Below are 23,394 nucleotides of genomic sequence, written 5' to 3' on the forward strand. Positions count from 1 at the left end.
CGGCGCGAATTACCTTACGGGCACCCCTATTAATTTATTTTTGTCTCTACCAAAAGTAATTACCGGAGGCGCCCTTACGCCAAACAGCCGTTTTTCCGCACGGAATCCTGGTTTATACCAACGAGCTTTGCTCTCAGGAAGTGACAGCTAAGCTGGTAATTGGGCTATTCCGTGCTATACGATAGGAATGGTATCACGTGAGTAAAGATAGTAATTCGAGAGACCTAATGAAAGAAAACAAAATCTTTTTTTTAAACCGACGCAAGGGTGACGACCGTCGGCTGGATTCAGATCCCTGTAGCGAGATGTCAATGGATCTTTACCACCGCAAGCGCCGCAAGTCGACTGAAAGACGGGACTCTAACCGAACCTTGAGCGATGATTACTACGCATACATGCGTAAAGTTATGGCTGATATTCAACGCAAGGCCAAGCGCTCCAAAGACCCAGCATAATGCTTCTGCGCCTAGACTGGAGCGCAACTTGAGGCAACTGAATCGCTAAGGCGAGCATAAAAGTGCCAATGCGCCAAATAACACACCATAACCTCCCCTCAAATTACTCAACTTTTTGCATTTCTTCCTATACTTGTTCAGAGGCTCCCTAGAACGGTCCTTTCCAAAGCCTGCGCAAGTTCAACCGAAGAAGGATTGTAATGTTTACCGCTGCTGAAACAAAAATTGTTGTCTCAACCCTAAACAAACGCCGGGCCTGGCTAAAGAAAACACTAGAAGACGCCAACCAAGACCCGGCCATGCGTGCCGAGCACGCAGAGTCTTTGAAACTCATAGACAGTACTTTACGAAAAATGGCGCCCGACACCGTGATCCCTCCAGTCAAACGCACCATGGGCACCATGCGCGTATTGATAGCCGAGGATAATGCCGACTCGGCCAATCTACTGCTGGATATCCTTCAAGATTTCGGCATGAAAAATGTCGATTTAGCGGTCGACGGTATCGAAGCGTTCGATAAAATAAAAAAATCAAAAGCACCCTACGACTTGGTGTTATGCGACTGGGATATGCCCGAACTCAATGGCCTGGAAGTGCACAGCAAGGCGAAAGCTTCGAACACCTTGCGTGGGGCGCATTTCATGATGGTCACAGCCGTATCAGAGGCTTCGCGTATCCGTGAAGCCATTCAGCAGGGTGTTAATGACTACATAGTCAAACCCATTGATGTCGATGTATTAGAAAGTAAGATTAAAACAGCGCTCAAGCTCGACCCAGAACCAAACCAAACGCAAGCCAGCTAAGGGGGGCTCACGGTCACCGCTAAAAACTGCGACCGCCTCTGAGCGGGCCGGAAAGCATTAGAAGGCTGACGATGCAGCGCAAGACTGGCGGCCTTTCCAAGTAGCTCAACGCCACGATAGCCTGTTTTCAAACCTTGCCCTCAAGCCCAAAAAAAGGCCACTGTTAACAGTGGCCTTTTTAACAAGAACGAGCTTGATCTATCAGGTAATTTCGGTACCCACCTGAAGTATCTTCATGGTGTTTGTGCCACCGTGAACATTGGCCGAATCGCCTTTGGTGATAAGTACCAAATCGCCGTCTTCCAACCCTTCTTTTTCCATCAAAATTTCTAAAGCGCGAGCATTAGTCTCGATGTAGGGGATTTCACCGCTTTGGAATAATACCGGTTGTACGCCACGGAATAAGGCCGCCTTACGCAGTGTTGCCGGATAGCGAGAAAAAGCAAAAATAGGTAAGCGAGAACCGTAGCGAGACATCAGCAGTGGTGTTGTGCCAGATTCCGTCATAGCCACAATACACTTAACCTTTTGTGTCTGACGCGCCGTGTACATAGTTGCAGACGCAATAGCCTGGTCTGTTGCCACGTAGCCACCGTCAGGCTTAGTGGGGCGAGTCTCGGCCCGTGGGTGCTTCTCTGCACCACGGATAACACGTACCATCGCCTCAACTGTTTGCACAGGGTATTTACCAGCAGCCGTTTCTGCGGAAAGCATTACAGCGTCGGTGCCGTCCAAAACCGCATTCGCCACATCAAACACTTCGGCACGCGTTGGCATAGGGCTGCTAATCATGGTTTCCATCATCTGGGTCGCCGTAATAACACAGCGGTTAAGAATCCGCGCACGCTCAATCAGGTGCTTTTGAACACCAATCAGCTGAGCATCACCAATTTCAACACCCAAATCACCACGGGCAACCATTACCGCATCGGAAGCGAGAATAATATCGTCTAGAATTTGGTCGTCAGCAACCGTTTCTGCTCGCTCTATTTTGGCAACCATCGACATGTCACCGCCAGCTTCACGAACGAGCTGACGCGCTTGGTTCATATCTTCTGCGCAACGAGGAAAAGATACCGCGAGGTAGTCCACGTCAATTTCAACCGCCGTTTTTATGTCTTCACGGTCTTTATCGGTCAGTGCCGGGGCGGAAAGCCCACCGCCTTGGCGATTAATACCTTTGTTGTTAGACAGCTTACCGCCTACAACAACCTCAGTATGAATACGGGAGCCGTCAACAGACTCAACCTTCAAGACCACACGGCCATCATCCAACAACAGCATATCCTCGGGGTTCACGTCCCGTGGCAGCTCTTTGTAATCGATACCAACTTCTTTCTTATTGCCCGCATCACGGTCTAGGCTGGCATCCAAATCGAACTTGTCACCGATTTCCAGCTGAATAGGCCCTTCGGCAAAGCGTGCAACACGGATTTTAGGCCCCTGGAGATCTCCAAGAATAGCGATATAAGTATTGTGCTTGGCACATAATTCCCGAACGTGTCTCGCCCGCTCTTTGTGATCTTCTGCGCTGCCGTGGGAAAAATTCATACGTACTACGTTCACACCTGCGATGATCAACTTCTCTAAAATGCCAGGTTCATCGGTGGCTGGGCCAAGGGTGCTTACAATCTTCGTACGTCTATACATACATTACTCCGTGAGGGACTGGTAGTGAAAAACGCGCGCATTCTACTATATGCGCGACAGGAGTTAAAAAGGAATCGTCTCGAAATTGCCGCTATTTGAAGTAAACGTGAAAAGAATTGGGCAACTAGGCGTTCATTTTGGTGCAAATCAAGTATTGGCCAGACAATCTAGAACGTTAGTGTAAAACCATTAAAAACCATATTGGTCATACAAATAAAAAACGGACACCGAAGCGTCCGTTTCAGTATAGCCAGTGACAAGCTACATGCCGGTAACCATCGAAATCATCACACCAGCCGCAACAGCAGAACCAATAACACCCGCCACATTCGGCCCCATGGCGTGCATCAGCAGGAAGTTGTGAGGATTCGCCTGTTGCCCCACCTTATTCGACACGCGTGCTGCCATCGGCACCGCAGAGACACCCGCCGACCCAATAAGGGGGTTAATTTTCTGCTTACTCAGCACATTCATCAGCTTGGCCATGAGCACACCCATGGCGGTGCCGATAGAGAAGGCAACAATACCTAAGAGCAAAATACCCAATGTTTTTGGATCGAGAAATTTGTCGGCGGCCAACTTAGAACCAACAGAGAGCCCTAGGAAAATCGTCGTGATATTAATCAGCGCATGCTGGGTTGTATCAGACAAACGATCCACCACACCGCATTCACGCATCAGATTACCGAAACAGAACATGCCCAGCAGCGGTGCCGCATCTGGCAACACAATAGCCACCAAAATCAACAGCAAGATGGGAAAGGCAATCTTCTCGCGACGGCTGACAGGACGCAGCTGAGTCATCACAATTTTGCGTTCTTCCTGTGTGGTTAACGCTTTCATAATCGGCGGTTGGATTAAGGGAACCAATGCCATATAGGAGTATGCCGCTACCGCAATCGCGCCTAACAAATCGGGTGCCAACTTGCTGGAAACGTAAATCGCCGTAGGCCCATCGGCACCGCCGATAATACCAATTGCGGCGGCATCAGCAATACTGAAATCCATAATGCCAAAGGCGGAAAGCGAAACAGCGCCAATGATGGTGGCAAAAATACCAAACTGAGCCGCAGCCCCCAAAAACAGCGTTTTAGGGTTCGCCAGTAAAGGACCAAAGTCAGTCATAGCGCCCACCCCCATGAAAATAATCAAGGGTGCAGCTCCGGTGGCAACAGCAACAGAGTAAAAGTTATAGAGCATGCCGTTGGTGTAACCGGCTGCAAGTGCAATCTCAGTAGCCGCATGCTGCGCAGCAGGAGCCGCCGCTTGGTAGGCCGCCAACATTTCTTTAACATTTTCCCAGCCGACGACACCCAGAACTCTCGCTAACTCAGCCATAATGGCAGGGTCGCCCCCGGCGAAGGCATTCTCCACCGCAGGCAAAGCTAAACCAGCACCGGGAATATTCGCCAGAAGCCCACCAAAACCGATGGGCACCAACAACAAAGGCTCAAAGCCTTTTCGAATAGCGAGAAAGAGCAACATCAGGCAAATCAACATCATAATGAATTGCCCAGATTGCAGCTGATACAGGCCAGAAGCCTGCCAAAGACCTAACATATTCTCCACAAATGCCCCCTATTGTTATCAGGCGAGGGTGAGCAGCGTATCGCCCACCGCTACTGTATCGCCTTCTTTTACGCTCACAGAGCCTACAATACCGGCTTTAGGTGCGCTCACTTGTGTTTCCATCTTCATGGCTTCAAGAATCAGTAGGGTATCCCCCTCTTCTATCTGCTGCCCAGGGCTAACCATGACGCGGAAAATATTGCCTGAAAGGGGCGCCGGTACCGGATCGCCATCGGCCACCGCAGCGCCACCGCCTGCACTAGGTGCAGCACCAGAAAGCGGCACAATACCCGTTAGCTCACCACCATTGCTGACGGTAACGGTGTAATCCTTACCCTCCACATTAACGGTATACACTTCATCACCGCTAGGCGCTTTCACCGCCGCAGACTCTTTGCCCGTTGGCGCTGGTTCAAAGGCGTCGGGGTTACCGCGATTAGCGAGGAACTTCAGCCCGACCTGCGGGAACAAGGAATAAATCAGAACATCATCAATTTCCTGATCACCCGTATGCAGTTTTACATTCTGTTCTTTGGCTTTTTGTTTTAGCTCTGTAGTTAGCGCATCCAACTCTGGTTTCAATAAATCGGCTGGACGACAGGTAATGGGCGTCTCACCTTCTTCAAGTACGCTCGCCTGTAACTCTTTATTAATCGGCGCCGGAGAAAGGCCGTACTCACCGCGTAAAATACCGCGTGTTTCTTTCGACATATTCCCGTAGCGCTCACCGCATAACACGTTCAGTACTGCCTGGGTGCCCACAATTTGCGACGTAGGCGTTACCAGAGGAATGAAACCAAGGTCTTCTCGCACACGAGGTATTTCTTCTAACACTTCATCCAAACGATCGGCAGCGCCCTGATCTTTAAGCTGGCTTTCCATGTTAGTGAGCATGCCACCCGGAACCTGAGCGGTGAGAATACGCACATCTACACCTTTCAGCGCACCTTCCCACTTCGCGTACTTAGGTCGCACATCGCGGAAATAAAGGGCGATTTTTTCTAAGCGGGCCAAGTCTAGCCCCGTATCACGCTCTGTTCCCTCAAGGGAGGCCACCAAGGTTTCTGTGGGGCTGTGGCCGTAGGTGGTAGACATAGAAGAAATCGCGGTATCGACGTTATCAATACCGGCTTCGGCCATTTTGATGAGTGTTGCATGGGCCAAACCAGTGGTGGCGTGGCAATGAAAGTGAATGGGGATATCACACGAGGCCTTCAACTGCTTAACAAGGTCGTAGCCTTCGTAAGGTTTCATCAAACCCGCCATGTCTTTAATGACAATGGAGTCTGCGCCCATATCTTCGATAATCTTGCCCTGCTCTACCCATTTTTCAATGGTGTGAACCGGGCTAAGCGTGTAAGAAATAGTACCCTGGGCATGTTTACCCATTTTCTTAACCGCTTTTAACGCCGTTTCAATGTTACGCATATCGTTCATGGCATCGAACACACGGAACACATCCACACCATTAACAGCGCAGCGCTCTACGAATTTAGTTACTACATCATCAGCGTAGTGACGATATCCGAGAATATTCTGGCCGCGGAACAACATCTGGTGCGGCGTTTTCGGCATCACTTTTTTTAGCTCGCGTATACGGTCCCACGGGTCTTCACCTAAAAAACGGATACAGGAATCAAAAGTAGCACCACCCCAAGTTTCCACCGACCAGTAACCGACATCATCCAGCTGCTCAGCTATCGGCAGCATATCGTCGATTCTCATACGGGTGGCAAACAAGGATTGGTGCGCATCACGCAGCACAACCTCAGTTACGCCCAATTTTTTCTTTGTGTCACTCATTTACTACAGCCCCCACTCGTCGGTGAATGTTCGTAGATTGAAATTATTGTCGATGTTTGGCTCGGTGGGCCTGAACGGCCGCTTGGATAATCGCGAGAGTTTTTTTACCAACTGGAGCAGCGCCGTTCCCGTTTGCGATGGGCACCAACTCTGGTTCAGGTTCTTCCGCGAAGAATTTACTGACTAATGATGACATCAGCATAGTGCCGATAACGAGCAAGGTGAGAAAGACAAAGACTGTACCCATGCCGAAAAGCATGAGGTCCACACCTTGGTGCCATAGATTCTCTTGCATAACTTCCCTCTTACCTTTTTTTATTTTCGCTGTAGTGTACCGGAGTTGTCGACGGGTAAGTTGTTTGGCATCAAAAACCAGTACAACAATCCGCCAGACTTCATACCCCAGCATCGCAGCATCTGCTGGATACGAAGTGAACAGAAACCACGAAGAGAAGGTATAACATCATCTCAACTTCTTCGAGACATCCAAACAATACTTAGCAACGGTTACCGAGCAGCATTCGAGCTGAATCTCATCACCACACTCCGCCATTAACCTGACTTTCTATAATGCTATTACATACATTACTAGGCAGCCGCATAAGATAAAGAAAACTGGCACCTTTGAGCAAGTGCAACATAGTGATTTTTACCTTGCGACTGTATATATTTTCACCTTAAAGAACAAATCGCCGCCAATATTGAATTTATGCACCCCACACCCTAGACTCGCGCGCCAAGTTCGCAGTAAAAACGGTTAACAGAAATGCAGATTTATCTTGCGCCAATGGAAGGTGTTGTCGACCACCATATGCGCCAAACAATGGGTTCGCTTCAATCCGATATAGACGGTAGCCACGTAGGAATTGACGCCTGTGTTACTGAGTTCATTCGCATTACCGACCACACACTGCCCCGCCGAGTGTTTGTTCAAAGCTGTCCAGAACTCATACAAAACCGCCACGGTCTCCCGGTAAGGGTTCAATTACTCGGGAGTAATCCCCAAGCTCTCGCAAGCAATGCTCGAAAAGCCGCCCAACTGGGTGCCCCTGCGGTAGACCTGAATTTTGGTTGCCCAGCCAAAACGGTCAATAAAAACCGAGGGGGCGCCTGTCTTTTAAACGAAACCCACTTAATAAGCGATATTGTAGTCGCTGTACGCGAGGCCGTACCAACAGATACGCCTGTAACGGTAAAAATCAGACTCGGCTACGAAGAGCGCAACTCCTATTTGGCGAACGCCAGGGCCATAGAGCAAGCCGGCGCAAACGAGCTGATTGTACACGCTCGGTCAAAAGCCGACGGCTACCAGCCACCCGCCTATTGGCATTGTATCGGCGAAATCAAAAAAGAACTGAGTATCCCTGTCATTGCCAACGGCGAAATATGGAGCGTAGAAGATTACCTGGCCTGCCGCGAACAAAGTGGCTGTGAAGACGTAATGCTCGGCCGTGGCCTGCTAGCCAAACCCGACCTAGCCCATGCCATTAAAGCCCACGTACAAGGCCGAGACTTTCAGTACATGCCCTGGACGGCTATCGCCGAGCATATTCTCCAATTTTTTTTGCGCACCTGCGAAACCTATCCAGCAAAATACACCGGTAATCGATTAAAACAGTGGCTTTATTATCTCCAGAAAAACTACCCTGAAGCCAAACAGCTTTTTGATGATATAAAACGTAGCCGTGATAAAAACTATATTGAAAACAGAATCCATCAAGACATATGTAACCAAAATCAAAGGCACCTCTATTAATTGATTCTGCCGCCGCTTGGCCCACTGGTGGCCTAGACAGCCAAAGAATCGACCTTCGCAGCTAGACTCGCCCATCAGGCTTGCCTAGTCGTGCCCTTCAACCATGGTATAATTCACCTTCATTGAAGAAAAATAACAGACCAACAGGACGGACTATTGTGGGCTTTTCACTTCGACTTTCTATCGTCATCTTTCTAAGCGTTATCTATCTAGGGCTAGCAGCGGCATTCGCAACGGCGGCCCCTATTCCACTTAAGCATTTTGCCAATCTCCCGGATGTGAGCAATGTAACGCTCTCCCCTAACGGAAATAAAATCGTTTCGAAAATTAGAATCGATGTGGGCGACAGGCAAGGCATTGCGGTACAAAGCCAAGATCTCGTTACAAAAGAAAAGAAAATGCTGCTTTTCACCGACAACACGAAATATTTTATTTCGTCTATCTGGTGGAAAGACGACACAACCCTTCTTGTAAGAACCTGGTACCCCTCAGAACGCGATACCTGGACAGGCTTTAGCCAAGCTCGATTCAAAACCCGTGAAACAAGGCTGTTGATAATCAACACTGAAACCGGGGAAGTTACGTCCCCCTACACTACGGCCTATCTAAAACAGTTTACGATATTACCGGTAAACTTGAGCAACGTTATTTCAAGCCTCCCCAACGACCCCGATCACATTTTGATGTCTAGCGCATCCTCCGAAAGAGGATTTCCAAGCTACCCGACCGTACACAAAATCAACATAAAAAATCATTCAAAAACGTCGGCCCAGCGCAGTAAAGATCGCGTTTACGGTTGGAGAACTGACCAACAATCTCGTGTTCGTTTAGCTATTTGGCGAAAAGACGATAGAAATGCAACCCTAGTAAAAAACCTTAAAACAAATAAGTGGAATAAACTTTGGCCGTACACAGATTTTTCCGAAGACGAAGTCCACGCACTTGGCTTCGATAAAGACCCCAACATTCTCTACATCAACGCCTACCATGAAAAACGCATGGCAGTATTCAAGGTCGACCTACGGGATAAAAAACTAAACCGACAATTAATGTATGCCGACGAACACTACGATGTATTTGGTGGATTAGTGTATTCGCCTTTAACAGGTGAGGTTATTGGCATTGGCGGTAGCGGAGAAGAAGGCACCAAATTTTTCACACCAAAACTGAAAAAACTTCAGGCCAGTATAGATAAAGCGCTGGCCAATACCCGCAATTTTATTTACTCCATTACCGATGACGAAAATAAATACCTCGTATACTCCACCGGCCCCACAGAATCTGGCACTTATTATATGGGGCAAGTAAAACCACCCAAACTAAAGGCTATTGCCTATCGTTACAATCAATTGCCACCGGATGCCCTTGCCAGCGTTGAAAAAATTTCGTACCCAGCGCGCGATGGTCTGAGCATTGAAGCCTATCTAACATTACCCAAAGGCGGAGGCAAAAACCTGCCCACATTGATGTTCCCCCACGGCGGCCCCTTTGCACGCGATTCACTATCCTTCGACTATTGGGCACAATTTTTCGCCAACCGTGGCTACGCCGTATTGCAAATGAATTTTCGAGGCAGTGAGGGCCAGGGCCTAGAGTTCCGAAACTCCGGCTTAAAAAAATGGGGGAAGGAAATGCAAGACGACATTGAAGACGGGGCCTTAGACCTCATTAAACGCGGTATTACCGACCCCAACAGAGTTTGTATCGTTGGCGCCAGCTACGGTGGCTATGCCGCGCTAATGGGCGTAACAAAAACCCCCGATCGCTACAAGTGCGCCATAAGTGTTAATGGTGTGAGTAACGTGCGCGAACTGGTGACAGATAACCGCTCCCTCTGGAGCAGCTACAATGTAGTCGAAGAAATGATTGGTGACGACCTAAAAGAACTCAAGCAAATATCACCGGTATACAACGCCCAGAAAATCAAAGCCCCGGTGCTACTGATTCACGGAGCGCTAGACCGGCAGGTGCCCATTAAACACAGTGAGCAAATGCACGAAGCCTTACTCAAAGAGAAAAAGGATGTCACCTTTGTACAACAACCAATGGAAGACCACTACCTATCAAACGAAGCCAACCGGGTGGAGGCATTCAAACTGATAGAAGCGTTTTTAGCCAAGCACTTACTCGGCAACCGAACCGACAAACCCTCCACCTCTGTACTTACCCACTAAGCACACATTGCCGGAGCCATGGGCTCCGGTATTTCATACCTCACTGCATACGCTCTTTTAACCTTGGCTCTGCCACGGCAACAAAGCCGTCTTTTTCCAGAGCAATAGCCTGGGTAGAACCAAAACCCGGCCAGTCACGTAAATCGTGGCCGCGCTTCTTTAACTCTTGCTTTAATTCCTCCGAGGCGAAGGGATCAATCAAACCTTTTTCAGGCTTCCATTGATGGTGCACACGCGGGCTGTTAAGCGCTTGCTCCAATGGCATATTCAATGCCAGCCGGTTCACCAGCACCTGCACCACCTGATTAATAATGGTTGGGCCGCCTGCTGCGCCCACCGTCATAACCGGCTTGCCGTTTTTCAAAACAATGGTAGGGCTCATACTGGAAAGTGGTCGTTTACGCGCTTCCACTTTATTCGCACTATCACCCACCAAACCAAAAGCATTCGCCTGCCCGGTTTGGGCCGCAAAATCGTCCATTTGATTATTCATCACAACGCCCGTTCCGGGAATAGTTACCTTGCTTCCAAAGCTAGTATTAAGCGTGGTGGTTATCGCCACCCAATTCCCTTCCGCATCGGCCGTGGCAATATGAGTGGTATGTCGATTGAAAAGATCGGTACTAACATTGGGCGGAGTGCCGTAGGTCTTTACCGGTGTGGCTTTATCTAAGACGATGGTAGAGGCCAGTTTTTTCGCGTAGGACTTATCCAAAAGCCCCCGGGGTACATCGGCAAAATCGGCGTCGCCCATCCAATAGGCCCTATCGGCGAAAGCGCGTTTCATGGCTTCCAAAATCAAATGATAGCGGTCCGCCTCAGGTGCGGTCGCAATAGGAAAGGTTTCGAGTATGTTCAATATTTGAGCAACGTGCGTTCCACCGGAGCTTGGCGGCGGAAAACCAAATACTTGGTAACCATTAAACGCCGTTTTTACCGGCGTGCGGTCTAGCACTCGGTAATTGGCAAAATCTTTGGCGGTAATCAAACCGCCATTTGCCTTCATCCACTCATCCATTTTTTGTGCGAATTCACCGCGATAAAAGTATTCGCTGCCCTGCTTCGCCAATTTTCTATAGGTGGCGGCAAGATCCGGTTGTTTTAAGGTAGTACCGGGCAACAGAGGTTTGCCCTTTTCATCCAAAAACACCGCTGCACTGCCGGGATACTTTTGCATATGCTCGGCAACCCAGCCTAGGCGCTTACTGTAAATACCATCAATGGCAAATCCGCTATCTGCCAAAGCGGCAGCGGGCAGAATGGCCTCTTGCCATTTAAGTTTGCCGCCACGCTTTACCAGCGCCTCTAAAGCCGCAACAGAACCGGGCACGCCAATAGCCAAAGCCCCGGTCTTACTCAACTGTGGTTGGTATTTACCGTCTACCAAATACAGCTCCGCTGTAGCCGCTGCGGGCGCCATTTCTCGTCCATCAATTGCCTCTACCCGGCCATCGGCCCAATGAACAAGAATAAAGCAACCGCCACCTATGCCGGAGTTGGGCGTATCCACAACGCCTAAAGCGAAGGCAACCGCCGCAGCGGCATCTATCGCATTGCCACCCTTTGCAAAGGCCTCTAACCCAAGCTGCGTAGCCAAGCTGTTTACCGAAGCGACAGCGCCCTTGCCATCACCGGTAACGGCCGCCATGCTCTCATATTGATTAGTTTTCGGCTGACCGCCATCACTCAGCTGACAACTAAACAGAAAAGCAAAACAAAGAATCCATTGAATCCGTTTCAAACCAGAGCCCCCTCGGGTGTCAATTTGGGCCGTACAGTAACACGAAATCAGGCTGTAAGAAGAACGAAGAGAATACAGATATAACGCAGCTAACTACGCCCAGACCTAGAACCAAAAAGAACCAGCTCTACGCCCATCTACTCAAAACCGGCCGGGAAACTTAACGCCTATAACCGTACACGGTCAGATCACCTAAAAATTCAAATAGCTTACTCTATACGCGGGCTATTCGGCGACACTTGAGCTAGTTTGTAGTCAGGCCAATCGAACGGGGCTTACATTGTGATGGGCATTCTCTAGCAAATGGCCAAAACTACAGTACCGGAGTTCGCAGTACCGGAGATCGCAGTACCGGAAATGATTGTTGTACAGGCAGGAAAAACAGCAAGCCAAAACCGAACTTGCTGCGGGCACATAGTCTAGTGAGCTTAATGGGCGGCAGTAACAACAAAGCCGCCAGAACCACGCGACTACTCGCGACTACTTAGTTAGCGAGACGCTCGGCGATATACGAATCGTAATCTGGCACTTGCCGCTCGTATTCTTTAGAGATTAATTGCGAGGACAGAATAAAGTCTGCAGAAGCGGGGTTACAGGCAACAGGAATGTTCCAAACCGCCGCAATTCTGAGTAATGCTTTTACATCCGGGTCGTGGGGTAACTGCTCAAACGGGTCCCAAAAGAAAATGAGCGTATCCACATTGCCCTCAGAAATCTTAGCACCAATTTGCTGGTCCCCACCCATGGGGCCACTAATACATTTGTTGATTTTTAGGCCCGTTGCATCTTCAAGCTTGTACCCGGTAGTACCCGTGGCATACAGTTCATGGTTCTCAAGCTCTGCTCGGTGCTTAATAGCCCAAGCAGACAGGCTCTCTTTCATATTATCATGGGCCACTAGAGCAATATTCTTGCGCGCAAGTAATTTCGAAGCTTTGGTTTTCAAAATCTAACCTCTACAGTCGGGATGTTTTTGGGTTGAAAGGGATTACCCGCAAGTGTAACCGAAAATCAGCATAACTGCGGCACCCCCGGTATAGCGCCAATAAAATCACAAAAATCCCCCCGGGCCCTCTTGACTCCACCCCCCCAACTCAATAAGATACGCGCCCTCGACACGGCCACAGGCCAATCGAAATGCACTCGTAGCTCAGCTGGATAGAGTACTCGGCTACGAACCGAGCGGTCGGAGGTTCGAATCCTCCCGAGTGCGCCATACAATAAAAAAACCCGGACTGGCTCCGGGTTTTTTTATGCCTGCTATATGAGTAACAAGAGAGCCTAACCATATTGGGAACAGCCTAAACCCGCCAATTGAGCACCTAGCCGCTCGCGCGCCCCATATTTCTCAGAAAAAACGCACACACACCAACAGTGATACATCACAAAAATTGGGCAAGGAAGTGCGCCTAACCGCCGGCTAGGCTACATACACACCCTAGGGGGCTCACCTATAGAAAACTCCGGTTAAGCAGGTAACGTGAAGCCCCTTGGTTTTTTCGCCAAGTAAAGCCCACCCTGCTGGTTCAACGCTATGCGTCCAAAAATCTCAAGGGTTGGCGTAAACTAATGCGCTCCCGTTAACCAGCTGAATTAAAGCGCTTACTGAGAGTAACATTTGATTTCAGCAGCTCTTAGCCGAAAGTCCTCAGAAATCATTTAGTGCCGTACTGCTGCCCAAGCCATTAGTTGAGCAGCGCCGTAACCCCAATGCTATTTACCTCTCTGCGGTTTATACCTACGGCAGCTCCAGGCCCCGGTGGCTCAACGTACATGCACATTAGCATTTAACAAATAGAACATGGCCGTTACGTGGGAGCCTTAATCTAACCCAGCAGCTTTATTGAATACTGATCAATTATTGGATAATTTTTTATTTTTTAGCCCGTGTTTAAATACAGCGCCTGCGAACACGCTACACCACGCTACACCCTTGCCGCAATTACGCTCAAACACCTGCGCATAATCGGCCATGCGCGCCACCGAACCGGCACTGGAACCATAACGGCGACCAAAATTCTGAACGTGGTCGATCCATTTACTTGGATTAATACCCAACCGCGACACAATAGCCGGAAGTTCGCTGGCAATAGCCCCGCGTTTATCGTCTCGCAGAATACGCCCGGTGGTATCCACCAAATCAAAATAATCTTCACGGGTAAAGGGTAAGGCATGGTGAGTATCGGTATGGGAGGAACCATCAAAAGGCATTAACGGCGCTTCGGGTAAAGTATCCAAACCCACTTCAGCTTTAATTGCACGCTGCTTTTGAATACGAGCATTCAATTTCTGCTCGTCTTTAGATTTGGTATTTTTGTATTTTACGTAATCGAATAGGCGCTGCTGAATGGAGGTGAAATCACTTTCCATGAGATCCGTTTCCATCGCCGCCCGAATAGGGTTGAGATCGACATAGGCCATACAGCTCAGTAGTGCGGCTTCATCCAATAGGGCCTGACTTTTAAAACGCCCCTCCCAAAACCGGCCTTTACAACCCTCTTCGCTGTTTGCCATGCGGGCTATGGTTTCATTAACGCCGCGCATCAGCGTGCCCTTTGGGTAAAACCAGCTGATATCGTATAAGCGTTTACGCCACTTCGCGATAATCTCATCCACCACCGTTTGCCTAGCCGCATCAATAGCCTTCGGGTTCTCCAGCCAACGATCAACCAGCATATGGCCGCTATACAACTGCATCCAGCGCTCGGCCACTTCTTTATTGCTCCATGCCTGCGCCCTAGCTTTATCTGCATGTAACACCACATGGTAATGATTGCTCATTACCGCATAAGCGCACACATCTACCGCATACACATACGACAAAAAACGCAAGCGAGATACGATCCACTGCTTACGGTGATCGTAATTCTCACCCGTCGAATGATCGTCACCACACTAATATGCACGCCGAACACAGCGTACATAACAATGGTAAAACGGCGTTGAATCGTAAGCGCCAAACCAACCACACCCTAGCCAAGCCGCACAACCCAAGGCAACAATGCCTCAATCTGCTCAACATTTTGCGTACTGAGTAGTTATTCAAAAATGTCAAGTTTTTAGATGTCCTTTTTTTCTTTCCCTCCTATTTCTCTCCTATTTCTAAAGCAATAGATCAATGCAGCAGATCCTTGCCCCCTCTTGTATCGGTGATATAATAGCAAATCCTGACCACTAATTCGCCGAAATAAAAGCTCGCTCTCTCGCGACAAATCTACCCCCCTCTCCACTCCCAGAGAATTTCTTAATCCCGAACGAAATAAGGCCTTTATCACAGATATAATCGACACCTCGATAAAATCTAAATTTTAAAAAATTAAACTCTTTAGCATCCCTCACCGCATAATATATTTCTACATTTTTGGAATTTGAAATTAATAAATATTCGCCCTCAGAAACAGGCAAATCGGAATTTACCTTTTCATACGAATACCTTTCTGACAACGCAGTCAATAACGGTGAAAAATCTTTATTTTCACTAACATTCAAACTTTTTGAATCTACGAAATGCTCTGGTGATTTATTGTACACCCCCAAGAAATCACAACCAAACTCCCTAATTGTTTGTACCTGCAGTATATCCTCCATATTTCGCCAATCGTAATCATCTTCAAAACTACTAGTTTGACAACTCTGAATAAAAATAAGCGGTATAACATATTTTACAAATTTAGTAACCTCACTAAAGATCTTCATTTATTGTCCACCTCAAGTGATCAGGAACCATACTTGAAACTGCAATAGGTGTGGCCAACGCGACGCTTCCATAATTTACAAGTGAACCAAGAGTGCCCTTTAGTCCAACATAGTTTTTTACCATTCCAGCGTAAAGGCCCGAATCTATGTAAAAATATTGGGGAGTCAATTGGGGTCTACCCCCTATTTACTTTATTTATTTCTCTCTTTTCTTAATTAATTCCTTTTAATTGGGGGACCCCTATTCCCCCTTTAATTGGGGTGAAATAAGCTTCACTTTCTCATGCACTAAAGTCTGATATTTTGTGCCTCTATTTTGGATAACCATACTCACTCCTAGGTTAGTCATATACGAGGCTGAATACCTATCTACTGGGTTATTGGTCGTACCATACTTCCAAACCTCACCAGCACTTAACCAGACTCTCGCACCACCAATACCGGTTGGTAGTCTTGCCGGCTTTCGCCAACCTGTACGCCGTCGCTAGCACCCGTTTTATTAAAGCCCTCTTGTGCTTTAAACCCCTGCACCTTAAACAAGGCCAACCGCGCCGCTTGCGCGGCCATTTGCTCTATGGGGTAACGAATAGTGGTTAAGCGCGGCGTGCAGTAAGCGGCAATGGGTAAATCATCAAACCCCATTACGCTGACTTGCTCGGGCACTTTTATGCCGTTTTCCTGCAGGGTTTGGATAACACCAATGGCCATAAGGTCGTTGTAACACACCACGGCGTCAAAACACTGGCCGGTTAACAGCAGTTTTTGTGCGGCCAAGGCACCCCCTTCGCGATTGGGGTGCGCAATGGCTATCGCGCTTTCGTTGTGAGGTACGCTTGCTTCAATATGGGCTTGCTTTACCCCCGCTATACGCTGCTGAGGGTCGGCAATACCAAAATTACTGGCCACTATGGCGATGGCTTTTTTATTTTGTTTTAAAAGGTATTCTGCGGCTAACCGGCCACCCTCTTTATTATTTAGCCAAACGCAGCGCGAGGCTATTTTTTTTATGTAGCGGTTTACCAGTACAAAACCGGGAAGCCGCTCGGCAATTGACACCAACTGCTCGTCGCTCGCCACCTTGGCGTGTACCACAACCGCGTCACACTGCTGTCGAACAAGGTTATGAATGGCGGCCAGTTCTGTTTCGGCTGTTTTCCCCCCTACCGCTAAAAGAATATGCGTTTTGGATTGCTGGCAAATTTTTTCAATACCCGCCGACATGGTGGCGAAAAAAGGGTCTAGCATTTCTGGAATAACTACGCCTATGGTTTTGGCTCCTTTATTCGTAAGCGATTGCGCGTGCACATTCGGCCTGTAGCCCTGCTCTTCCATTACTTTTTTTACCAGCAGCCGTGTTTCTTCATTAACAGATGTACTGTTATTGAGTACACGTGAAACCGTGGAGCGTGATACTCCGGCCAGCGTGGCAATGTCTCGAATGGTTAGCATAAGCGGTACTTTATACGTTTTTTTTATTGCGTTATGTTGGTTTATGTTGGTTTATGTTAACTGAGTAAACAACGGGTTAAGCAACCGCTACAGAACTGCGGCTAATAACTATTGGTTGAAAACAACCAGAGTGCGCGTTGGTTTTGGCAGCCGCGAATCCCGTTTGAGCAAACGCTAAGTGTGCCGCCATTTCAGCCATTTCGGCAATGGGGTATTTCAGGGTGGTAATTCCCGGCAGAGAAGCGCTGGCAATATAGGAGTCGTCGAACCCGACAACAGAAATAGCCTTTGGTACGCTGTACCCGGCATCGTGTAGCGCACGTATAGCGCCCAGCGCCATATTGTCGTTGTAGGCCAGTAACGCCGAAAAGGGTATACCGGTTTCCAGCAACTCAGCCGTAGCCCCATGCCCACCTTCGGGCGTGGGCTCGGCTTCCGCATAATGACACAACAACAAACCCGTCTGCGCAAGCTCACACTCAATGCCTTTGCGCCGCTCTTTGGCGTCGGCAATGTTGTAGTGGCTATTGATAAACGCGACTTGGCTGTGACCGCGCGACAGTATTTGTCGAGCCATAAGTGCGCCACCCTGCTCGTTGTCTAGCCATACACAGCGGGCTTCTTGGGTGTTAACTTTTCTATTTATAATCACCAATGCTGGGTATTTACGGGCAAGCTCAACCAGCTGCGCTTCAGCCATAAATTTGGCGTGCAGCACAATCGCCTTGCAACCGTGGCTTACCAGAGTATCGACCGCCTCTTGCTCAGCCATGGCATTGAGGCCACTCACACTCACAACTGAACGCGCGCCCAGGGCTACACACACTCGCTCAATGCGGTCGGCCATGGCCATAAAAAAAGGGTCGGCCAAGGTGGGCAGCACCACACCTAACACCGGCTCGCGCCTGCGGGCCAGCGCCTGCGCACTGCGATTTGGCCGATAGTTCAACTCGCGCAGTGCGGCCTCTACTCGTTCGCGGGTTTTGCTGCCCACGCTGGCAGAGCCATTAATAACCCGCGATACCGTGGCCGACGAAACCCCCGCCGCTTTGGCAACATCGTCAATGCTCTTTAAATCAGTGGTTTTCATCTAATCGGTTTCATTTAGCGTATTTTTATCTCGGCTGCCCTCGCTGACTGCTGTCACTTACTGCGGTTTATTTACTTATTATGGCCAAACTGTACTCATTAGCTGTTACCGCTTTCAAGTATTTCCCTTTTAGGGGCAGCAAGCAACATAGAATCGTGATCCCACAACACCATAATCACTTTTTATAATGGATTTAATGCAGTCAGGAAGGAAAATAGTCTATGAGACCGCTTACATTTATTGCTATTATCACCCTATTGTCAGACTCGATATGCACGCCACGCACCTAAACGTGGGTATCTTTTATTGGGTACACCCCAATGCCCGGGAAACACTAGGCTCCCCCTTCACGGGAGTGACTGAATCCACGTATCGCTAAGCCGAAGAGGTTCCGCGATACCCGGTACTAGCCATTCATGAGCATGACGAAACGGTGGCTCAAGGTTGGGTTATACGGCAACGAGCTCGACGTCACCTAAGCACTAACACGGCTAAAGGGCACCACTCATTATTAAGAGTAGAAACATGACTGACTTTAATATTTCAGACCACCCCCACCGCCGCCATAACCCGTTAACCGGTGAGTGGGTATTGGTATCGCCCCACAGGTCTAAGCGCCCATGGCAGGGCCAAGATGAAGTGCCAGCCGTTGCCGAAGCAAAAAGCTACGACGAGAACTGCTACCTGTGCCCCGGCAATACGCGCATATCGGGCGATGTAAACCCTAGCTACGTCAATACCTTTGTGTTCAATAACGACTTTGCTGCACTCACCCCCAGCACACCAGTCGCACCGGAATCCACCGACCCGCTATTCACCCAAGAAAGTGCGCGCGGTTTAAGCCGGGTTATTTGCTATTCCCCCGACCACAGTAAAACGCTACCGGAGCTGGAACAAAAAACTATTGTTGGTGTTATTAATACCTGGTGCGAACAACTAGAGGACCTGTCGCCCGATTTTGAATGGGTACAACTATTCGAGAATAAAGGTGCTGTTATGGGTTGCTCACAACCGCACCCCCACGGGCAAATATGGGCCAACGATTTTCTGCCCAACCAGGTGGCCGCCAAAGAGCGTAACCTCAAACATTATTATGAGGAAAAGGGTAGCAACCTGCTATTAGACTACGCTAAATCTGAGCAGCAAAAAGCCAAGCGTATTGTAATAGAAACCGAACACTGGCTAGCGGTAGTACCTTACTGGGCGGCCTGGCCTTTCGAAACTTTACTGCTACCCAAAACTGCTATTCGCCGCTTCGATGAATTAACCGAAGAATTAAAGGCAGACCTTGCGCTTGCTCTAAAAAAACTGACCATTCGCTACGACAACCTTTTCAAGTGCTCCTTCCCCTACTCCATGGGCTGGCACTTTGCACCGTTTTTTAAAGACGGTAGGAATGTTGACCACTGGCAATTACACGCGAGCTTTTTACCACCACTACTGCGCTCGGCCACCGTTAAGAAGTTTATGGTGGGCTACGAAATGCTCGCCGAACCCCAGCGTGACCTCACCCCGGAACAAGCCGCAGAGCGCCTGCGTAACCTCGACGAAATTCACTATAAGGCTGGGCTGTAAACCATGAACGAGCTAACAAAAAAAACCCGAAAAACGTTTAAAAATATTTTTGAAACCGAGGCAAGCCACGTTATTCGCGCACCCGGTCGCGTTAACCTTATTGGTGAACACACAGATTACAACGATGGCTTTGTATTCCCCGCGGCGCTGAATTTTGCAACGGTTATTGCCGCGCGTAAAAGAGACGATGCCATTGTTAAGGTGGTATCACTGGATTACGGCAATGAAATTGACGAGTTCGATACAACCAAAAAAATTACCTACTCCGAAAAACCCTGGGCCAATTATGTGCGCGGTACCGTAAAAACACTGATCGACAACGGTTTTGAGGTAGGCGGTGCCGAACTGGCTATTTCTGGCGATGTACCCCAAGGCGCAGGCCTATCTTCTTCGGCCTCTTTAGAGGTTGCCGTTGGCTACACCTTCAAAACTTTGTTCACGCTAGAGGTAACCAATAAGAAAATTGCGCTGATGGGCCAGGAAGCTGAAAATAGATTTGTAGGCTGTAACTGCGGCATTATGGACCAGCTTATTTCCGCCTGCGGGGTAAAAGGCAAAGCCCTATTAATCGACTGCCGCACACTGGATTGCGAACCCTGCGAAGTGCCTGCGGATTTATCCATTGTCATTATCAACTCCAACATGAAGCGTGAGCTGGTGGGTAGCGAATACAATACGCGCAGAGAAAGTTGCGAAGAAGCCGCAGCGTTTTTTGGCGTTAAAGCGCTGCGAGATGTGTCTATAGCGCAACTGGAAGAAAAGCTGAATGCACTACCTGACGTTATTGGCAGGCGTGCGCGGCATATCGTCACCGAAAACCAACGCACACTGGACATGGGCAAGGCGCTAAACCAAAAAGACTACGCACACATTAGCCGTTTAATGGCGGGCTCTCATGCTTCGATGAAGGATGATTTTGAAATCACAATTCCCGAAATTGATTTTCTAGTGAACACCGGCTCCCAAGTACTGGGCGAAAAAGGCGGTATACGCATGACCGGCGGCGGTTTTGGCGGTTGCGTTGTGGCACTAGTGCCTAACGAAATGGTTGATACGTTTACAAACGTTGTGTGTAAAAAATATGTAGAGAAAACAAAAATAACGGCAACGGTTTACGTGTGTAAAGCCTCTGCGGGTGTTGAGGTTGTTCAGGGCTAGCATTGCCAACGTGTTGCTGTGCAATAGGTGAGTACTGTTGATTCGATGCACTTGCAACACCCTAATCTACTGCCCGCGCAAGCGGGTTTCTATCGGCGAGCTTACCTTAAAATCTGGCCATTCTAAAAAATGTAAACTCCTGCCTAGGTGGGAGTGACACCTCCAAAAAATGCCGTATCAATTCGGCCAACAATGCCTTTCAAGGCTCTGCCCGAGGGGTTTTCGCACAGCTCCGCCCCTGCTTTATCCACAAAAAAATGCCGCTTACGGAGAGCAATACAAACAACAATACAAAAACGTCCAGAATCCAAATACCCCAGCTACCCAAGAATCGCCCCGCGTGAACATCCAATAGCAAACGCTGCCAGCTAAAAGCGCTAGGCGCGGCGGCGGCTATATTTTTGGGTAAGGGCTGCAGCTTAAGCCACTGAAGCGTTGAGCCGAAAGGAATAAACCGACCCGATTCAAAATTATACTGTTGGGTGCCTGTTGATGTGTTTAAGCAAAGTCCGTCGCAATTGGCTATAGCCGTTACGGGCGCGGGGTAACCCACTCGCGCATTCAAACTTTCCTGTAATTGAAATTCACCGTCGTACACATGCAAGGAATGTTCGCAAACCACAAATAAAAACGGTTCCAACTGTAGTGCACCAACCAAGGGAGAACCACAGGCTTGCAAAGGCTGCGTACCCAGGTAAATCGCGGCAGTATCCAATTGATACAACCAGCCTCCCTCAAGCCTTTGCCCGGTAAGGCTAATATCTTCGTGCGTGTATAGCCAAGACGCCGTAGCACGGGACAGCTTTTTAGAGGCCAAGCCAAACGCTTGACTGTGGTTAAGTAAAAAACCGGTAACCGACAATAACAATAATACGAGGGCACTAATAACACCCGCACGGCGATGCCAGCGCAGAACCCAGCGTTTTTTTATACGTTTAGACATGGGCAGTTTAGAACCAGCAATGCGTATGCACTCCAGAAAATTCTACAGGGCACCTCTATCAATTGATTTTGCCTCTAGGCTTGGCCCCCTATAGAGCCAAGCCAATAATGACATTATAACCTTGGGGAAGTGCTCAACTTAGAAAGACCAACCCAGCCCTAGGTTTAAGCTGTCGTTGCTGTTTGCACCCTGGCCGTCGGAGTAGTCGGCTTTGAACACGACACGCGGGTGCAACCAGTAGTTTACGCCCACATCAACGGCTTCGGCATCTTCACTACCTGCCGCATTCACTGTGTTATTCCAAACACTGTAGCGCACAAATACACCGACTTTCTCGTTGAAGGTATAGGAAGGCTCAACATAATAACCCTCTTGCTTGTCGCGCCCCAATAATTCGGCTTCATCGCCACTCAAATTCCAACTGGCATACAGTGCGCGCAGACCAAAGCCGTCATGCTGGTAAGCCGCGTGGGATTCAAACAGGCTGGCAGAAGCCTCGTCATGTGCACCCTGCGAAATATCTTCTTGGTATTGGTAGGTAGCCGCCAGTTCTAGGCCGGAAATACCGGTGTATTTAACCCGTGCGGTGTACGCAAAATCGTTTGCTTTGGCTTTAGCCGACTTCTGTCGACCGCTGCGAATATTGGCTTCTTCATGGCTAAGGCCGCTGTGAACAGCAAAATCGTAGCTCACGCCAACGTCAGTTTGGCCGTGAATCATGGCACCGGTTTCCCACCAGGTGGCAGGAATAATGTTTTTCTCAACCGCATTGCGCTCTACACCGAAGAAAGTGTCTGGCTCATGGGTTTCATTCAAAATACCGACCGGCACCAGAAACTGCCCGGTAATTAAGCTGTGGTTTTCGGCGAAATCCCACTGAATGTAAGCTTGCTCCAACTCCACTTCCCCAGGCTTACCCTCGCCCGCCAAGCCGTGTTCTATCTCTACCTCGGAGAAGAATTTAATTTTGTCATCGAATTCGTGGGCAACATACAAAACAAAGCGGTGTGCATCTATTTGGTCGTCGCCATTGTTATTGTTGTTGTAGTGGTGCTCACCATAACCGCCAATTTTTGTACGGCTGGCCCACTCACTGGTTTTAGCCGAGGCAACGCCTGTTCCGCCTTCCAAGGCATCGGCCGTTGCTTCAATTTTTTTGTCCGTTTCTTGCTGCTCTTGCTTCAGCTCATCTATTTCGGCTTGCTGCTTTTTAAGCAATTCCAATAGCTCTTCGGTGGTTGGGCTAGCAATAGCGGCGTGTGTGGCGGCAACGCCGAGTAAAAGGGCAGACAATTGCGGGACTAATTTCATTGGGTTTCCTTATGGCTCCATTTGGCTTCGTTAAGCACAGCGGCGCATTGTACGCGAACAATAGCGATTATCAATAGCATTACGATTTGATTTACATCATAAAACCGAGCTTTAGTCGTTCTATTTAGGTTGGTAACCGGGTAACAAAAACTAACGGGAAAGTGTTTGAACACTAAGCCGAGCAGCGGAAAACCAGTCAGCGAAAGCACTGTGGCTTAAGT

General features: G+C 48.8%; 18 protein-coding genes and 1 tRNA gene. 7 read left to right on the forward strand and 12 right to left on the reverse strand.

The annotated features are described in order from the left end of the window. Positions 1-197: 197 nt before the first annotated feature. Both H5336_RS21975 and H5336_RS21980 read left to right on the forward strand, forming a co-directional pair. Positions 198-455: a hypothetical protein gene (locus tag H5336_RS21975; RefSeq protein ID WP_185236697.1), complete on the forward strand. Its 258-nt coding sequence runs from the start codon at positions 198-200 to the stop codon at positions 453-455. Between the two features lie 200 nt (positions 456-655). Then, positions 656-1,258, forward strand: coding sequence for a response regulator (locus H5336_RS21980; RefSeq protein WP_185236592.1), 603 nt, complete (start codon positions 656-658; stop codon positions 1,256-1,258). 201 nt (positions 1,259-1,459) lie between these two features. Here the strand turns inward: H5336_RS21980 and pyk are convergent, their stop codons facing one another. The 4 genes from pyk to H5336_RS22000 all read right to left on the reverse strand — a co-directional run bounded on the left by pyk (position 1,460) and on the right by H5336_RS22000 (position 6,689). Next, positions 1,460-2,908, reverse strand: a complete 1,449-nt coding sequence (pyk, locus tag H5336_RS21985; RefSeq protein ID WP_185236593.1) for a pyruvate kinase — start codon at positions 2,906-2,908, stop codon at positions 1,460-1,462. Between the two features lie 261 nt (positions 2,909-3,169). Then, complete coding sequence (locus tag H5336_RS21990; protein WP_185236594.1) at positions 3,170-4,477, reverse strand: sodium ion-translocating decarboxylase subunit beta; 1,308 nt, start codon at positions 4,475-4,477, stop codon at positions 3,170-3,172. 18 nt (positions 4,478-4,495) lie between these two features. Further along, entirely contained in the window at positions 4,496-6,280 is a 1,785-nt protein-coding gene (oadA, locus tag H5336_RS21995; RefSeq protein ID WP_185236595.1) for a sodium-extruding oxaloacetate decarboxylase subunit alpha, read from the reverse strand. A gap of 43 nt (positions 6,281-6,323) precedes the next feature. Next, positions 6,324-6,689: an OadG family protein gene (locus H5336_RS22000; RefSeq protein WP_246439471.1), complete on the reverse strand. Its 366-nt coding sequence runs from the start codon at positions 6,687-6,689 to the stop codon at positions 6,324-6,326. 357 nt (positions 6,690-7,046) lie between these two features. Here H5336_RS22000 and H5336_RS22005 point away from each other — a divergent pair, with 357 nt between their 5' ends. Both H5336_RS22005 and H5336_RS23690 read left to right on the forward strand, forming a co-directional pair. Further along, positions 7,047-8,036: a tRNA dihydrouridine synthase gene (locus H5336_RS22005; RefSeq protein WP_185236596.1), complete on the forward strand. Its 990-nt coding sequence runs from the start codon at positions 7,047-7,049 to the stop codon at positions 8,034-8,036. Positions 8,037-8,194: 158 nt separating this feature from the next. Then, positions 8,195-10,210 (forward strand): alpha/beta hydrolase family protein, encoded by a 2,016-nt coding sequence (locus H5336_RS23690; RefSeq protein ID WP_185236597.1) that lies wholly within the window; start codon positions 8,195-8,197, stop codon positions 10,208-10,210. Positions 10,211-10,250: 40 nt separating this feature from the next. Here H5336_RS23690 and ggt read toward each other — a convergent pair whose 3' ends face one another. After that, positions 10,251-11,858, reverse strand: coding sequence for a gamma-glutamyltransferase (ggt, locus tag H5336_RS22015; RefSeq protein WP_185236686.1), 1,608 nt, complete (start codon positions 11,856-11,858; stop codon positions 10,251-10,253). A gap of 577 nt (positions 11,859-12,435) precedes the next feature. After that, positions 12,436-12,897 (reverse strand): methylglyoxal synthase, encoded by a 462-nt coding sequence (locus H5336_RS22020; RefSeq protein ID WP_185236598.1) that lies wholly within the window; start codon positions 12,895-12,897, stop codon positions 12,436-12,438. Positions 12,898-13,090: 193 nt separating this feature from the next. Between H5336_RS22020 and H5336_RS22025 the strand changes: the two genes are divergently transcribed. Continuing rightward, a tRNA-Arg gene (locus H5336_RS22025) sits at positions 13,091-13,167 on the forward strand. 638 nt (positions 13,168-13,805) lie between these two features. Here the strand turns inward: H5336_RS22025 and H5336_RS23230 are convergent. The 4 genes from H5336_RS23230 to H5336_RS22045 all read right to left on the reverse strand — a co-directional run bounded on the left by H5336_RS23230 (position 13,806) and on the right by H5336_RS22045 (position 18,186). Beyond that, complete coding sequence (locus H5336_RS23230; RefSeq protein ID WP_376766562.1) at positions 13,806-14,795, reverse strand: alpha-amylase family glycosyl hydrolase; 990 nt, start codon at positions 14,793-14,795, stop codon at positions 13,806-13,808. Between the two features lie 330 nt (positions 14,796-15,125). Further along, complete coding sequence (locus tag H5336_RS22035; protein WP_185236599.1) at positions 15,126-15,647, reverse strand: hypothetical protein; 522 nt, start codon at positions 15,645-15,647, stop codon at positions 15,126-15,128. Between the two features lie 414 nt (positions 15,648-16,061). Then, positions 16,062-17,096 carry a LacI family DNA-binding transcriptional regulator gene (locus H5336_RS22040; RefSeq protein ID WP_185236600.1) on the reverse strand — a complete coding sequence of 345 codons (1,035 nt, stop codon included), beginning with the start codon at positions 17,094-17,096 and terminating at the stop codon, positions 16,062-16,064. Positions 17,097-17,172: 76 nt separating this feature from the next. Further along, positions 17,173-18,186: a LacI family DNA-binding transcriptional regulator gene (locus H5336_RS22045; protein WP_185236601.1), complete on the reverse strand. Its 1,014-nt coding sequence runs from the start codon at positions 18,184-18,186 to the stop codon at positions 17,173-17,175. 525 nt (positions 18,187-18,711) lie between these two features. On the opposite strand from H5336_RS22045, the gene H5336_RS22050 reads away from it, so the two are divergent. Together H5336_RS22050 and galK are read left to right on the forward strand one after the other, a co-directional pair. Continuing rightward, the gene (locus H5336_RS22050; protein ID WP_185236602.1) at positions 18,712-19,761 is read left to right on the forward strand and encodes a UDP-glucose--hexose-1-phosphate uridylyltransferase; all 1,050 of its coding nucleotides are present in this window, start codon (positions 18,712-18,714) and stop codon (positions 19,759-19,761) included. Positions 19,762-19,764: 3 nt separating this feature from the next. Further along, positions 19,765-20,919: a galactokinase gene (galK, locus tag H5336_RS22055; protein ID WP_185236603.1), complete on the forward strand. Its 1,155-nt coding sequence runs from the start codon at positions 19,765-19,767 to the stop codon at positions 20,917-20,919. Between the two features lie 199 nt (positions 20,920-21,118). Here galK and H5336_RS22060 read toward each other — a convergent pair whose 3' ends face one another. Together H5336_RS22060 and H5336_RS22065 are read right to left on the reverse strand one after the other, a co-directional pair. Further along, positions 21,119-21,862, reverse strand: coding sequence for a PepSY domain-containing protein (locus H5336_RS22060; RefSeq protein ID WP_185236604.1), 744 nt, complete (start codon positions 21,860-21,862; stop codon positions 21,119-21,121). Positions 21,863-22,000: 138 nt separating this feature from the next. Beyond that, on the reverse strand, positions 22,001-23,173 hold the full coding sequence (locus tag H5336_RS22065) for a putative porin (RefSeq protein WP_185236605.1): 1,173 nt from the start codon (positions 23,171-23,173) through the stop codon (positions 22,001-22,003). Between the last annotated feature and the right edge of the window lie 221 nt (positions 23,174-23,394).

It is taken from the genome of Teredinibacter franksiae (assembly GCF_014218805.1).
Lineage (GTDB): Bacteria > Pseudomonadota > Gammaproteobacteria > Pseudomonadales > Cellvibrionaceae > Teredinibacter > Teredinibacter franksiae.

What these genes read in the sequence shown, in the direction of transcription:
- H5336_RS21980 (WP_185236592.1), top strand. Translation starts at nt 656, where the DNA reads ATGTTTACCGCTGCTGAAACAAAAATTGTTGTCTCAACCCTAAACAAA.
- pyk (WP_185236593.1), bottom strand. Translation starts at nt 2,908, where the DNA reads ATGTATAGACGTACGAAGATTGTAAGCACCCTTGGCCCAGCCACCGAT.
- oadA (WP_185236595.1), bottom strand. Translation starts at nt 6,280, where the DNA reads ATGAGTGACACAAAGAAAAAATTGGGCGTAACTGAGGTTGTGCTGCGT.
- H5336_RS22000 (WP_246439471.1), bottom strand. Translation starts at nt 6,689, where the DNA reads ATGCTGGGGTATGAAGTCTGGCGGATTGTTGTACTGGTTTTTGATGCC.
- H5336_RS22005 (WP_185236596.1), top strand. Translation starts at nt 7,047, where the DNA reads ATGCAGATTTATCTTGCGCCAATGGAAGGTGTTGTCGACCACCATATG.
- ggt (WP_185236686.1), bottom strand. Translation starts at nt 11,858, where the DNA reads ATGGCGGCCGTTACCGGTGATGGCAAGGGCGCTGTCGCTTCGGTAAAC.
- H5336_RS22035 (WP_185236599.1), bottom strand. Translation starts at nt 15,647, where the DNA reads ATGAAGATCTTTAGTGAGGTTACTAAATTTGTAAAATATGTTATACCG.
- H5336_RS22040 (WP_185236600.1), bottom strand. Translation starts at nt 17,096, where the DNA reads ATGCTAACCATTCGAGACATTGCCACGCTGGCCGGAGTATCACGCTCC.
- H5336_RS22045 (WP_185236601.1), bottom strand. Translation starts at nt 18,186, where the DNA reads ATGAAAACCACTGATTTAAAGAGCATTGACGATGTTGCCAAAGCGGCG.
- H5336_RS22050 (WP_185236602.1), top strand. Translation starts at nt 18,712, where the DNA reads ATGACTGACTTTAATATTTCAGACCACCCCCACCGCCGCCATAACCCG.
- galK (WP_185236603.1), top strand. Translation starts at nt 19,765, where the DNA reads ATGAACGAGCTAACAAAAAAAACCCGAAAAACGTTTAAAAATATTTTT.
- H5336_RS22060 (WP_185236604.1), bottom strand. Translation starts at nt 21,862, where the DNA reads ATGTCTAAACGTATAAAAAAACGCTGGGTTCTGCGCTGGCATCGCCGT.
- H5336_RS22065 (WP_185236605.1), bottom strand. Translation starts at nt 23,173, where the DNA reads ATGAAATTAGTCCCGCAATTGTCTGCCCTTTTACTCGGCGTTGCCGCC.